General features: G+C 42.8%; 12 protein-coding genes. 9 read left to right on the top strand and 3 right to left on the bottom strand.

Translation table 11 applies throughout. The annotated features are described in order from the left end of the window. Positions 1 to 12: 12 nt before the first annotated feature. Positions 13 to 693, top strand: a complete 681-nt coding sequence (locus I6N90_RS23180; protein ID WP_197938162.1) for a DUF4956 domain-containing protein — start codon at positions 13 to 15, stop codon at positions 691 to 693. 441 nt (positions 694 to 1,134) lie between these two features. Here I6N90_RS23180 and I6N90_RS23175 read toward each other — a convergent pair whose 3' ends face one another. From I6N90_RS23175 to I6N90_RS23165, 3 genes are read right to left on the bottom strand one after another with little or no spacing between them, the layout of a single operon-like run. After that, entirely contained in the window at positions 1,135 to 2,169 is a 1,035-nt protein-coding gene (locus I6N90_RS23175) for an ABC transporter substrate-binding protein (RefSeq protein WP_232243290.1), read from the bottom strand. Between the two features lie 12 nt (positions 2,170 to 2,181). After that, positions 2,182 to 3,255, bottom strand: coding sequence for an ABC transporter ATP-binding protein (locus I6N90_RS23170; RefSeq protein WP_197938161.1), 1,074 nt, complete (start codon positions 3,253 to 3,255; stop codon positions 2,182 to 2,184). Positions 3,256 to 3,299: 44 nt separating this feature from the next. Beyond that, positions 3,300 to 5,009 carry an ABC transporter permease gene (locus tag I6N90_RS23165; protein ID WP_197938160.1) on the bottom strand — a complete coding sequence of 570 codons (1,710 nt, stop codon included), beginning with the start codon at positions 5,007 to 5,009 and terminating at the stop codon, positions 3,300 to 3,302. 180 nt (positions 5,010 to 5,189) lie between these two features. Between I6N90_RS23165 and I6N90_RS23160 the strand changes: the two genes are divergently transcribed. From I6N90_RS23160 to hpt, 8 genes are all read left to right on the top strand, one after another. Beyond that, on the top strand, positions 5,190 to 5,459 hold the full coding sequence (locus tag I6N90_RS23160) for an HPr family phosphocarrier protein (protein ID WP_197938159.1): 270 nt from the start codon (positions 5,190 to 5,192) through the stop codon (positions 5,457 to 5,459). 1 nt (position 5,460) lies between these two features. Beyond that, positions 5,461 to 7,647 (top strand): BglG family transcription antiterminator, encoded by a 2,187-nt coding sequence (locus tag I6N90_RS23155; protein ID WP_197938158.1) that lies wholly within the window; start codon positions 5,461 to 5,463, stop codon positions 7,645 to 7,647. A 2-nt stretch (positions 7,648 to 7,649) separates the two neighbouring features. After that, complete coding sequence (locus I6N90_RS23150) at positions 7,650 to 7,925, top strand: PTS sugar transporter subunit IIB (protein WP_332262509.1); 276 nt, start codon at positions 7,650 to 7,652, stop codon at positions 7,923 to 7,925. After that, entirely contained in the window at positions 7,918 to 9,192 is a 1,275-nt protein-coding gene (locus I6N90_RS23145) for a PTS transporter subunit IIC (protein WP_197938156.1), read from the top strand. Before I6N90_RS23150 ends, I6N90_RS23145 begins: the two co-directional genes overlap by 8 nt. Before the next feature lie 182 nt (positions 9,193 to 9,374). Continuing rightward, positions 9,375 to 10,100 (top strand): vWA domain-containing protein, encoded by a 726-nt coding sequence (locus I6N90_RS23140; protein WP_232243289.1) that lies wholly within the window; start codon positions 9,375 to 9,377, stop codon positions 10,098 to 10,100. After that, positions 10,084 to 11,007 (top strand): protein kinase domain-containing protein, encoded by a 924-nt coding sequence (locus tag I6N90_RS23135; RefSeq protein WP_197938154.1) that lies wholly within the window; start codon positions 10,084 to 10,086, stop codon positions 11,005 to 11,007. Before I6N90_RS23140 ends, I6N90_RS23135 begins: the two co-directional genes overlap by 17 nt. 49 nt (positions 11,008 to 11,056) lie before the next feature. Beyond that, positions 11,057 to 12,478, top strand: a complete 1,422-nt coding sequence (gene tilS, locus I6N90_RS23130) for a tRNA lysidine(34) synthetase TilS (protein ID WP_232243288.1) — start codon at positions 11,057 to 11,059, stop codon at positions 12,476 to 12,478. 51 nt (positions 12,479 to 12,529) lie between these two features. Continuing rightward, entirely contained in the window at positions 12,530 to 13,069 is a 540-nt protein-coding gene (gene hpt, locus I6N90_RS23125) for a hypoxanthine phosphoribosyltransferase (RefSeq protein WP_197938152.1), read from the top strand. Positions 13,070 to 13,155 lie beyond the last annotated feature (86 nt).

Raw genomic sequence — 13,155 nt, 5'->3', positions numbered from 1 at the left:
TGAGGTGAGAGCATGGAAGACACCATTAATTTTAAAGATGTCATTAAACAAAGCGTACTTCATTTAGAGGCATTTCGCAGTGTTTCGTACGTAGATATGTTTCTAGGATTATTTAGCTCTTTTATTATCGGTATGTTCATCTATTGGATCTATCGAAAAACGTTCCGCGGCGTAGTTTACAGCTATAACTATAACGTTTCATTCGTTTTAATGACGATGATTACAGCACTAATTATTATGACCATTAGCACAAATATCGTTCTATCACTTGGTATGGTTGGGGCACTGAGTATTGTGCGATTTAGAACCGCGGTTAAAGACCCGCTCGACATCGTATATATGTTCTGGGCGATATCAGCGGGGATAGCAAGTGGAGCAAAGATGTACCCACTAGCGCTTGGTGGCTCCATTGTAATTGGACTAACGTTAGCGTGGCTATCGAGACGGAAGCTGAAGGAGCAAGCGTATTTGCTAATCGTTCGTCATACCGATGCTGCGAATGATGAGCTTCGTGTTCAATTGCGTAAGTTAAATAGCAAATTAAAGTCTAAGACGGTGCGCAAAGATTTCACAGAGCTGACAGTAGAGCTTATGCTACGCGACGACAATACAGCTTTTGTACAAACGATTAGTGAAATTGAAGGTGTGCATGATGCGTCGCTTATTAACTACTCAGGTGATTATGCTCAATAAGGTAATTAACGAAATGGAATAGATATGACGGATGAAACTTTAACTGATTCTACGGAATTCAGTTAAGGTTTTTTTCTTTATAAAGAGAAAGGAACAATTCGAAGTGCAGTTGTGTTATAAATGAATTTTATCCTCAGCAACAGAGGTGAAAGGATGAGTTTGAACAAGGTACCCGATGTTTTCACGTGGAACAATTGACAAAAAGCGACTAATATCGAGGTTGAAACGTCTGATTATGATCGTAATCAATATAGTATTGGCTTGTATACAGAGGATAATTTTTTAACGCCAGTTGTGTCTGACGTTAAGCTGGAGGTAGCTAGTCTTGAATGAATAGGTATCTGCTGAACCTCTTAGCTAAAAAAAGGAATGCTCGAATGAGCATCCCTTTACATTTTGTAACTACGTACTTTAATAATAGCAAAATAATACCCGTGGCAACTATTCCTTAATTGTCTTATCCCAAGCATCAACTAAACGCTCACGGTTTTTACCTGCCCAGTCCAGATCGTAGTCGATAAGTTTTGTGTCTTTGAACGGAACGGCTTCATCTGGCATCTTCGCATCTGGGTTCGTCAAAAATTGGAACGAGCCATGTTGTTGGCCAAGTTCTTGAACTTCTTTCGTTAGTGACCAGTCTACGAAAATTTGTGCGGCCTTCATTTCTGGTCCGCCTTTAATAATGGAGACAGCTCCAACTTCAAATCCAGTACCGTCTGAAGGTGTAGACAGTTCAACGTTCGTGAAGCCTTCCTTCTGCAAGCGAATACCGTTGTGAATAAACGTGATGCCGATCGCAGCTTCTCCTAGAGCTGCAGATTTAGCTGGTGCTGATCCTGATTTCGTATATTGCTTAATTTGTTTATCTAGCTGTTTCATGTATTCAAGGCCTTTTTCTTCGCCTCTAAGATTAATAAGCGTGTACAGCAAGGCATAAGCTGTTCCTGATGAACCTGGGTTAGCTACAATAATTTGACCTTTAAATTCCGGTTTAAGGAGGTCATCCCATGTTTTCGGAATTTCAATGTTACGCTCTTTCAAGTAACGGCCATCGACGACAAAGCCGAGGTAGCCTTGATAGATGCCTGTCCAGTAGCCTTCAGCATCTTTGAAGTTAGTAGAGATATTTTCAGCGTTTTTGGATTTATAAGGCTCAAGTAAGTTTTCTTCCTTTGCAGCGATCATAGAGTCGGCAGGGCCACCATACCATACGCTTGCTTTTGGATTGTCTTTTTCTGCACGAATACGGCCCAATATCTCGCCGCCACTCATACGAACAAATTCTACTTTAATGCCAGTGTCTTTTTCGAATTGCTTAGCAATTTGTAACGCTTGCTCCTCAACGACTCCAATATACATGGTTAAACTTTTTGGTGTATCGTCTGCACCGCTCTTTTTCCCACCACAGCCTGTTAGTAGTAGTGAAGTTACTAACGTTACAGCCATTACCGTTTTAAACGTTGACCATACTTTCATCTTGAACCCTCCTTATAGTTTAACTACATGCAGTGATTCCTCTGGAAATTCCAGATAGGCCATGTTTCCAACTTCATAAATCTTATGGCTTAGAGGGTCCATAACGGTAATCTGCAACAACTGACCACCGAAATCGACCTCGTATTCCTGATATTGACCCATAAAGACGCTTTTTGTAACGGAAGCGACATGTGCGGAACGTTCTGTGAAGCGGATCGACTCCGGCCTAAGAACGATACTTACCACATCCCCGACAGCGGCACCTTCAATAGATTTTGTGCTGAAAATGCTAGCTTCTGTTTTTACTTGGAACGTGTCTCCCTGAAGTGAGATAACGGTTCCTTCTAAGAAGGTAGCTGTACCAATGAAGTCAGCGACAAACTTTGTACGCGGCTTTTGGTAAATTTCTTGAGCTGTACCGATCTGCTCCACATGACCTTTGTTCATGACGATAATTTTATCGCTCATGCTCAGTGCCTCACCTTGATCATGGGTAACATAGATTGCAGTAATGCCAATCATCTTCTGAATACGGCGAATTTCATCTCGCATGAGCAATCGCAACTTCGCATCAAGGTTAGATAGCGGCTCATCGAAGAGCAATACACTTGGTTCCATAACAAGTGCACGAGCAAGAGCAACACGTTGCTGCTGACCGCCAGACAATTGATTCGGCATACGGAACGTGTGCTCACCTAAGTTCATCACGTTCAGTACTTCATCTACTTTGCTTGCAATTTCGGTTTTCGACATCTTTTTGAGTTTTAGTCCATATGCGACATTGTCGAACACGTTCAAGTGAGGGAATAAGGCGTACGATTGAAACACCATCGTACAGTCCCTTTTATTAGGCGGTAAGTCATTAACAGGGTCTTCTCCAAATAAAATAGTACCTTCTGTAATTTCCTCGAACCCAGCGATCATCCGTAGCATCGTCGTTTTACCGCAACCCGATGGACCGAGCAGAGTAGCAAATTCACCCTCTTTAATCGTCAAGTTGACATCAGCAACGGCATGCACCGATTTTTTGTTTTGATCCTCGAACGTTTTGGTAACGTTCTGTAAAGTAACCGATTTGAAAGTCATATGTGGCCCTCCTACTCCTCGTTTTGACTGATTGATTAGTGAACTTACATCGATATGTCCTTTTTATTTACGCCGAGCAGAGCAATCAAACGATATAGAATAAAGATGACGATGTATACAATGATGACAAGTATAGTCGAGAATGCAGAAGCTGCGCCGAACTTGCCGGACTCCACTTGATCCAAGATAGAAATCGTAAGCAGTTTGTACTTTGCTGATATTAAGAAAATAATAGCGCTCATCGATGTCATGCTCTTGATGAAGGAATAGACAAGACCACCAAAGAAGGCCGTTTTGATCAAAGGCAGTGTAACGCTCGTAAACACTTTGAACGAATTTGCACCAAGGTTCATGGCTGCTTCCTCAATGCTTGGATCAATTTGTCGCAATGAGTTTTGTCCTGCTTTGATCCCTACAGGTAAACTTCGTGATACGAAAGCGATAACGAGAATTGCTGCTGTACCTGTAAGTGCTAGTGGAGCAGAGTTAAAGGCAAGTACAAAACCAATTCCAATAACTGTTCCCGGTACACCGATGCTTAGCATCGTCGTAAAGTCGATAAACGTTTTGCCGAAAAATTTCTTGCGAACGAGCAAGTATGCAATAATCATACCTAGCACTCCGGTAATTGGCATTGCGATTAAAGATAGAAGAGTAGTGTCGATGAGCGCCTTCTTGCCTACTTCAAAGGCATAAATATAGTGATCAAAAGTGAAGCTGTAGTCGATTCCCCATAGCTTAACGAACGAGCCAAGTGGGATGAGTGCGTACAGCAAGATGACAACAGTTGATATACTTAGACAAAATACAGAGATAGGTAAAGCGATATGTCGCTCACCAATCAAGACACGATCACGAGAGGACTTGCCCGTTACAGTGATGAATGTCTTTTTCTCCAAGTAGTACTTAGAAATAATGAACAAGATGATGGAAATATCGAGTAGGATGACAGCCATTGCTGCTGCTCCTTGCATGTCATAGTTGCCGATCGCCTGCAAATAAATTTGGGTTGCGAGTGTCGTGTAATCTCCGCCAATAGTAATCGGATTACCGAAGTCTGCGATTGATTTGATGAAGACGAGCAGGAATGCGTTCGAGATTGCTGGTTTTACAAGTGGGAATGTTACTTTCGAGAAGGTGTTCCAGCGAGATGCTCCTAAGTTACGAGCAGCCTCCTCAATGGATGGATCAATAGATCTCATAACACCATTAAGCAGTAAATAAGCGATTGGAAAGAAGGACAATGTCTGAACGAAGATCAGACCCTTTAATCCATAAATGTTAGCGCTATCAATTCCGAGCAAGTCATGAGAGATCAATCCGCGACTTCCAAAGAGAAGAATAGTAGAAAGCGCAACAGCGAATGGCGGTGAAATAATCGGAAGCATTGCGATTAGATTAAATAGCTTTTTACCAGGGAGGCGTATGTAAGCTCCGGCATAAGCAAACATAAATCCGATAAACGTTGCAAGTACACCTACAATTGTGGCAAGCACTAGTGTATTTGTAATCGCCGTGAAGTTTGCAGAAGAAGTGAAGGCGCTTACGTAAGCTTGAATAGTAAATGATCCATCCGTAGCTACAAAGCTTTGCTTTAATACTTCGAATAGAGGTAGCACCACGAATATGAATAGGGAAACGATAACGAAAATAATCGTGGCAAGAAGAATAGGATCTCTTGCTAGTTTTTTCAATGGATTGTTGCGTTCTTTCTTTGGCGGTGATTTTCCACTTGCGGTGGCAAGTTGACTCATGATGATCCTCTCCTTTCTGGATGATAGTTTTATTATAAAAGTTGTAGATTAAATACCACAATTACCCATTAAGTCACTTTTATTCATATTGGATTGTGAAATAAAGTGGTGAAATACCCGTCTTGATGACTGTAGACATACCTATTAAAATAGGTATAAACAAATTGTGGAAGTGTTGGAATGATAACGATACAACTTAAAGTGAAGTCACGCCTACATGCTAGATTATGTGTGATTATATCGAAACGAGCAGAAACCTATCTCTCAAGGATGCATCTTTCTTATGATGGAAAGATTGCTGAGTTAAGAAGTACAATATCTCTTATGCTGCTCGGTGTTCAGGAAGGGTCTAAAGTTCAGCTAGATGTACAGGGTGCAGATGAAGTACTGGCAGTTGCCGAAATGCAGCAGCTTTTGGAAGGGCTAACAGACGAAGGATTTGGGGGCTAATATGATCAATTCCCGTTGCATTGAGATTTTGAAACTTGTTATCGCACAAGACCAAGTGAAACCTGGAGATCTGGCAACATCGTTTAACGTCACCTATCGAACCATTTTATCTGATCTGAATACTATTGATGAATTTCTGAAAGAACATTGGTTCAATCCGCTTATTCGCAGTAAAACCAAAGGATTGCTTCATACGTTGTCTGCTGTGGATTGTGAACGATTATCCGATCTTATCCGTTCTCTACAGCCTTATGATTATTTCATGTCGAAGGACGAGCGGAAGATGCGAATTGTACTCCAATTGTTTAAGACGGACAATCCGATTACGCTGGAGAAACTTGCAGAAACGTTGATGGTGAGCAGAACGACAATCGTCAAAGATTTAAGCAGTGTGGAAGAATGGTTGCTGCAGAAACATATGAAACTAGTGAAAAAAACAAATAGAGGCGTTTATGTAGAGGGCGAGGAACGGTTCAAGCGCAGGGCGGTAATGGAGCTGCTTTTAGCAGACGCGAACAAGGATAACATCGCTAAATTGGTGAAGGACTTTTCGCTTACACTTAGCGAACTTAATCCTGAAATCGCTTCCATGATTGGTGATTTGTTTGATGCCAAGAAGGTGGAGTTTTTGAAGATGAGTGTGCATCAACTAGAGAAACAGCTAGACATTCAGTTTACTGACATTTCCTTCTCTACGCTTATCATTCATATTGGAGTGACGATCGAACGACTAAAGACGGGGAATATTGGCGATTACGTCGTACCAGATGCGACGGGTTTACAGAAACTGCGAGAATTCGACGTCGTAAGTGAGATGTGCGATGACATTGCGACTTATTTTGGTATCGCATTTCCGGAACCAGAAGTCGTTAATATGATGTTATATATATTGTGTACAAGCATCCATAGAGATGCAAGGCAGGAGCAGTCTGCGGCTAGTCTAAGACCAATTGAGGTCATCTGTCACGATCTGATTTTGCAAGTGGAGCTTAGCTTGGGTTATAAATTTGGCGGATTTGAAAAGCTTTTTAACGATCTGCTTCTCCATCTCATCCCGACGATTCATCGTGTTCAGTTTGATATGCAGCTCATTGATCCGTTTGCTGCCGATATACAGAAGAAGTACGCTAATTTGTTCGCTTGCGTGAAACGAGCATGTTTATCGATTGACAGCTTTACAGGCAAGAAGATCATCGATGAAGAAATTGCATACATTACTCTTCATTTTTGCGCTGCTGTCGAACGCCAAATGAACAATCAATCGCACAAAATACGTGTAGTTACAGTTTGCTCATCAGGAATTGGCACGGCGCGTATTTTGGAATCTCGTCTGCGAAGCCAGTTCCCTAATTTAGAAATAGTAGAGACGTTATCCTATCAAGCTTTCCTACAACGAACGATGTTGGATATCGACTTAATCGTCTCCACGATCTATCTGGATCAGACCCCAATTCCGTATTTGCAAGTAAATCCGTTACTAACGGAGGAGGATTGTGCCAATCTTAATGCTTTGTTAGATAGCAAAAGCTCCTCGTCTTCTGATCAGAGGCTGAAATACGATCATGTAATGGAAATAGTCGCTAAACATTGTCTCATCACAGATGAGAAGGGGCTAAGAGCAGAGCTTCAGTCGCTTTTTCAGCTACAGCTACATCTTGAGTCAGAGGATGTTCCGATCAATGAGGATGAGCCGGCGCAAGAAATGCCGGATAGAGCACCATCCCTCAGTGAGCTACTTACTACTGGTACGATAAAGTTGCAGGCTAGCTACTCCGATTGGAGGGGGGCAGTCCGAGAAGGCGCAAATATGCTTCTAGAACAAAATGTTATATTGCCTAGATACGTCGATGCATTGCTAAAGAGTTGTGAGCGTACAGGCCCTCTTGGCCCCTATTGCGTTATATCTCCAGCAATCGCGATGCCGCATGCAAAGCCGTCCGACGGCGTGATAAAGACTTGTATGAGCTTAATTACGCTCTATAAACCGATTTCCTTCGGACATAACAAGTTTGACCCGGTTAGACTTATTATTATTTTTGCATCGTCAGATGGGCATAATCATCTTCCAGCACTTAAGGAACTGACAGGGATTCTAATGGATAAAGATAAGCTTGAAAGATTGCTTCAGACCTATAGAATCGAAACGGCCTTAGAGTTGATTAAATCGGTAAAGGATGAGACGTTTTGAATGTGTCCGTAGTGTGTAGCTTGGGTCTCGGTACAAGCTTTTTGCTTCGACTCCAAACAGAGCAAATATTCAAAGACCATGGCATTCCTGCGATCATTCAACATATAGACTTAATGACCGCGCGATCAACGGTAAGTGATTTATATATAACGACAATCAATCATGAATTTGACCCTCTAGGCAATAAAGGAACGGTCGTCTTAATCGAAAATGTATTAGATATAGATGAATTAAAGGGGAAAATCGATCACTTTTTAAAGGAAAATAACTATGTTTGATCAAACAGTGCTTTCCTTATTTAGAGAGCCGATGTTCATCATCGCATTGTTTGTGTTTATTGGGCTTATTACGCAGCGTAAAAGTGCGAGTCAGGTGGCATCGGGCACCATCCATACGTTGATTGGTTATACGCTTATCCTCTTTGGTTCTCGGATGATTATCGAATCCTTGTCCATCTTTGTTGCTATGTTTCAAAATGCTTTTCAGCTATTCGGTATCGTGCCAAGCAATGAGTCGATGATGGCTATTCTGCAAATGGACTATAGTTTTGAGACAACAATCGTAATGTTTATTGGCATATTGGCCAATATTGTAGTAGCTAGATTTACGAGATTCAAATATATCTTTTTAAATGGCTACTATATTCTGTACATGGCTTCGATGATTGCAGCGATTCTAGCCATTAATGGGGCATCATCATTCGGTAAATTAATTAGCGGCGGCATTCTTCTTGGGTTCATGTTAGCCGTATTTCCAGCATTTACACAGCCGTTTGTACGAAAACTTACCGGCAATAAGCCTATTGCTGTCGGTTTTTTTGGCACAATCGGATGTTTGTTGTCAGGTTACATGGGCAAGTGGCTGTTCGGTAGGCAGAAGAAGAGGGACGCTGCAGTCGTTGAAGCGGAGCAGGCACCAAAAAGGAGAATGAAGTCACTGCCCTTTTTCTCTGATACAAATATGGTGTTAACACTATTTATGATGATTCTATTTGGTGGTACGGCGCTACTTACGAATAAAGATGTGATGGCTGATATGAGTAATGATCAAAATACACTAGTGTTTGCTATCAAATATTCAATTGTGTTTGCGGCGGGCTTTTACGTCATTATAAGTGGCGTCCGAATGTTCACGGAGCAGCTTTTAGTCTCTTTTAAAGGGATTAGTGACAAGATTGTTCCAAACGCGATTCCTGCTGTAGACAGTTCTGTACTATTTCCGATTTCTCCAGCGCTCGTTGTCATAGGGTTTATATCGAGCTTGGCAGCTGGTATGTGTAGTGCATTTGTTCAAGCGATGCTGAATATGAGTGTCGTTATCCCTGGTATTATGACTCATTTCTTCGCAGGTGCAGCAAGTGCATTTTTCGGAAGTGTCTATGGCGGCAAGAAGGGAGCAATTGTCGGCAGCTTCATGCAGGGGATATTAGTATCCTTTCTACCGATAGCTAGTCTATACATATTCCAAGAGCTTCATATTATTCGGACTAGCTTTGCTGACTCGGACTTTGCCATAATAGGGGCGCTCTTGAAATGGTTGCTATGATATAATAGGCACAAATGGACAATAGCTAGCCAATGATAGACCTATCATGTTGAAAATGTGAGTAAGAAAGGTGGCTATTCGCGCATTTTGTAACTCTAGTGAGTTTATCTCTCCCAAAAAAGGAAAAGCTGATAGAAAAGCTTTTCATTTCCGCGCACACGGAATATTGGAGGGATAAGATCATGAAACAAATTTTATTAATTACGGACGGCTGTTCCAATGTTGGAATGAGCCCAGTAGTAGCAGCCGCACATGCGAAGTCGGAAGGCATTCATGTGAACGTTGTAGGCGTTCTGGATCATGGGGATGTTGGGGAACTAGGGGCGACAGAGATTGATGAGATAGCCCGCGCAGGCGGAGGATTAAGCCGGGTGGTCAACATGCGGCAACTTTCGCATACCGTACAAATGATGACTCGTAAAACAGTGCTGCAAACGATTCAACTAGCGGTGCAGAAAGAGCTGAAGCAAGTGCTTGGCAATGGAGCGATTGAGGCGTTGCCGCCTGAGAAACGGAGCGAGGTTGTAAGAGTCATTGACGAACTAGGCGAAACGTCGGCTCTGCAAGTAGCGCTCTTGATCGATGCAAGTGCGAGCATGAAACCGAAGCTTGCAGCAGTTGAGGAAGCTATTCACGATCTCATGCTCAGCTTGCAAGCGAGGCAGGGACGAAGCGAAATATCCGTTTTTCATTTCCCTGGTTCCAGACATGGCGATGATTGTTTAATGGATTTGGCGTGGACGAGTCATCTGAATGGTATCCAAACTATTTTCCCGAAGTTGCAGATGGGTGGAACGACACCGACAGGGCCTGCTATTATGCAGGTTGTAGATTATTATCGGCAAGGTGATTACGGCAGGAAGAGCAGACATGAAACGGATGGGATGATGGGTGACTACGTCGTTTAAGTTCGAGCTCCGGCAAGGAAACATAGTGGTCGGTAAATGGAAGCAAGGCAGATATCGTGTGGAACGTTTACTCGGTGAAGGAGCGAATGGCAAAGTTTATTTGGTGCAACGTGATCGTGACTGGTTCGCACTAAAGGTAGGGATGGATGCCGTTGATTTGCAATCGGAAATTAACGTATTAAAATCTCTAGCAGGACAGAACGAACAAGGCAAAGAGCCATTCCTCTTCGATGTCGATGATTTGTACGGAACCGATGGACGAGAATACTCCTTCTATACGATGAGATATGTACGAGGCACGACGCTCGCAAGCTACTTGAAGGAACAAGGGTCCGAATGGTTCCCTTTAGTAGGACTGAACTTGCTAGGAAAGCTCGCAAAGCTTCACCGGACGGGCTGGGTTTTTGGAGATTTGAAAGTGGAAAACGTATTGGTTGCCGACTACGGTCATGTTGAGTTAGTTGATTATGGCGGTGTAACAGCTACAGGGAAGAGTATCCGCCAATTTACTGAAATCTACGACCGTGGTTTCTGGAACAGTGGTTCTCGTTCTGCCGATCCGAAATACGATTTGTTTTCCTTTAGCGTATTATGTATTCAACTGCACGAACCGAAGAAACTTCATACTCTCTCGAAGGAATTATTGCCGCAAAATCGGTCAATAAGTGATTTAATGGTTATCGCAGAGGGGTGCACGGCACTTAGACCTATTATCCCTTGGCTCAAAAAAGCGCTTATAGGTGACTTTGCTAACGCGACTGAAGGTGCTGAGTCATGGCGCCTCATGATGCATAGACGCGAGGTAAGGGGATCTGCTTCTACACCGGGTTGGTTGAAAGGGTTTATGGCCACATCAGGCCTTCTGTTAGCCATATCAATCTTCTGGCTATTGCGTCACGTATTTTAGGGTTTAGGGATGAGCTTCTATTATACTGGCGGAGGAGGGGATGGACAGGATGAATGATTCTTTACATATTGAATTAATGAAGGAAGCGGCTGACCGAGGTTTATGGTCAACTGGTGATACGATTGTCGTAGCCGTATCCGGCGGAGCAGATTCTATGGCGCTTCTACATATGCTTTATTCTTTAGCTGAACAGCAGAAGTTGTCTCTTATTGTCGGACACGTCAATCATGGCTTCCGAGGAGCAGAATCCCAACATGAGCTTGACGTAGTCGTTGCATACGCAGAACAACTTGGTTTGCGCGTTGAGACAGATACACTCGATCTACCTACATATATAGAAGAAAATCGTCTAAATTTGCAAGCCGCAGCGCGCGAGAAACGATATGAATTTCTACACGATGTGGCAAAGCGTAATGGAGCAAGCACAATTGCACTTGCGCATCACGCTGATGATCAAGCAGAAACGGTTCTTATGCGTCTAATTAGGGGAACAGGACTTACAGGTCTAGCTGGTATGGGAAGCAAAAGAAGCGAAAAAAACATGGAACTCATACGGCCTTTGCTCCGTAAGAACAAGTTGGACCTTCTTCGTTATTGCGAAGAATATGAAATACCATATTGTACGGATAGTAGTAATCAAGAACGATATTACTTCCGTAACACGATACGTCTCGACATCCTTCCCTATCTATCGCAATATAATCCACAGCTTTCTTTGTCCTTACAGCGGCTTGCAGAAGTGGCGGGAGCTGAAGATGATTGGATGGAGCAACAAGGGCTCGAATTGTTCGAGAAACTCGTTCGAAGAAAACCTAATGAGTGTGCAATCAGTTGTACGGAACTAGGGCGAATCCATGTCGCTTTACAAAGGAGATTGATTAAACTAATATTAAGTTATCTTTCGCATGAAACGGAAAACTTATCCTATGGCGGAGTCGAAACGATGAGGCTGGCAGCGTCAACAAACGCTCCTGCAACATGGAAAATGGACGCCGGAGGACGGATCCAATGCTTGCGTGAATATGATGTTATGCGATGGGTCAGGATTTCACAGTATGACGAGGGATTGATTTCTGATCGTTATGGTTACAAGATACATAAGGGTATGGAACAACTTCATGTTGCGCCATGTGGTTGGAACTTTAATCTTGAATGGCTGGAACCCGGACAATACCGTAAACCGACTTCACGATTCGAAGCTAGCTTCGATTCTACGATGTTAACTTTCCCATTGCAGATACGTAATCGCAAACCAGGAGACAGAATTCAAGTTTTAGGATTAAATGGTTCGAAAAAAGTGCAAGATATGTTCGTTGATGAGAAGATTGCGCCCTCGGGGAGGGAGTTATACCCGCTATTGTTCGACAGTGAAGACAGATTGCTTTGGATACCAGGCATTCGTCGTTCGAGTCATGCATTAACGGGCGACTCGACTAAAGGTGTCTTATTCATCTCAGCAAGCAACGAATAAGAAGTAAGGGTATACACATAAACATAGGTATCATGTGGGAGGATTACAACTTTGCAAAACGACATTAAAGACGTTCTATACAGCGAAGAGCAGATTAGAGCAAAGGTAAGTGAACTGGGTGCTCAGCTGAGTGCTGACTTCAACGGGCGTAATCCGCTCGTTATTTGCGTCCTTAAAGGCGCATTTGTTTTTATGTCTGATTTAGTTAAGACAATTACAGTTCCTCTAGAAATCGATTTTATGGCAGTTTCAAGCTATGGTGATTCAACGAAGTCTTCAGGTGTCGTAAAGATCATAAAAGATCTTGACGTTACAGTTGAAGGTCGCGACGTTCTTATTGTCGAAGATATTATCGACAGTGGACTTACGCTTAGCTACCTTATTGACGTGCTCGAGCGTCGCAACGCTAAATCGGTAACAGTTGTTACGTTGTTTGACAAGCCTGCACGCCGTACAGTTGACTTGGAGCCAGATTACAAAGGTTTTACGTTGCCAGATGAATTCGTTGTAGGATATGGTCTTGACTTCGCAGAGAAGTACCGCAATCTTCCTTATATCGGTATTTTGAAGCCTCATGTCTACGAGAAATAATCGTACCAATGCGGTACATGCTCGTCTCCCATAGGCTCTCTTGTTATGGAAAGTCATGCTATGGTAAAATATCAGAAGCGTCTGAG

The sequence above is a fragment of the Paenibacillus sp. GSMTC-2017 genome (genome assembly GCF_016019935.1).
Classification (GTDB): domain Bacteria; phylum Bacillota; class Bacilli; order Paenibacillales; family Paenibacillaceae; genus Pristimantibacillus.
The sequence above is the reverse complement of the archived record's forward strand: the minus strand, read 5'-3'. Positions and strand labels throughout refer to the sequence as shown.

Bases quoted from the DNA above. Each gene is read 5' to 3' on its own strand.
- I6N90_RS23155 (WP_197938158.1), top strand. From the start codon at position 5,461: ATGATCAATTCCCGTTGCATTGAGATTTTGAAACTTGTTATCGCACAA.
- I6N90_RS23160 (WP_197938159.1), top strand. From the start codon at position 5,190: ATGATAACGATACAACTTAAAGTGAAGTCACGCCTACATGCTAGATTA.
- tilS (WP_232243288.1), top strand. From the start codon at position 11,057: ATGAATGATTCTTTACATATTGAATTAATGAAGGAAGCGGCTGACCGA.
- I6N90_RS23175 (WP_232243290.1), bottom strand. From the start codon at position 2,169: ATGAAAGTATGGTCAACGTTTAAAACGGTAATGGCTGTAACGTTAGTA.
- I6N90_RS23140 (WP_232243289.1), top strand. From the start codon at position 9,375: ATGAAACAAATTTTATTAATTACGGACGGCTGTTCCAATGTTGGAATG.
- I6N90_RS23165 (WP_197938160.1), bottom strand. From the start codon at position 5,009: ATGAGTCAACTTGCCACCGCAAGTGGAAAATCACCGCCAAAGAAAGAA.
- I6N90_RS23180 (WP_197938162.1), top strand. From the start codon at position 13: ATGGAAGACACCATTAATTTTAAAGATGTCATTAAACAAAGCGTACTT.
- I6N90_RS23170 (WP_197938161.1), bottom strand. From the start codon at position 3,255: ATGACTTTCAAATCGGTTACTTTACAGAACGTTACCAAAACGTTCGAG.
- I6N90_RS23145 (WP_197938156.1), top strand. From the start codon at position 7,918: ATGTTTGATCAAACAGTGCTTTCCTTATTTAGAGAGCCGATGTTCATC.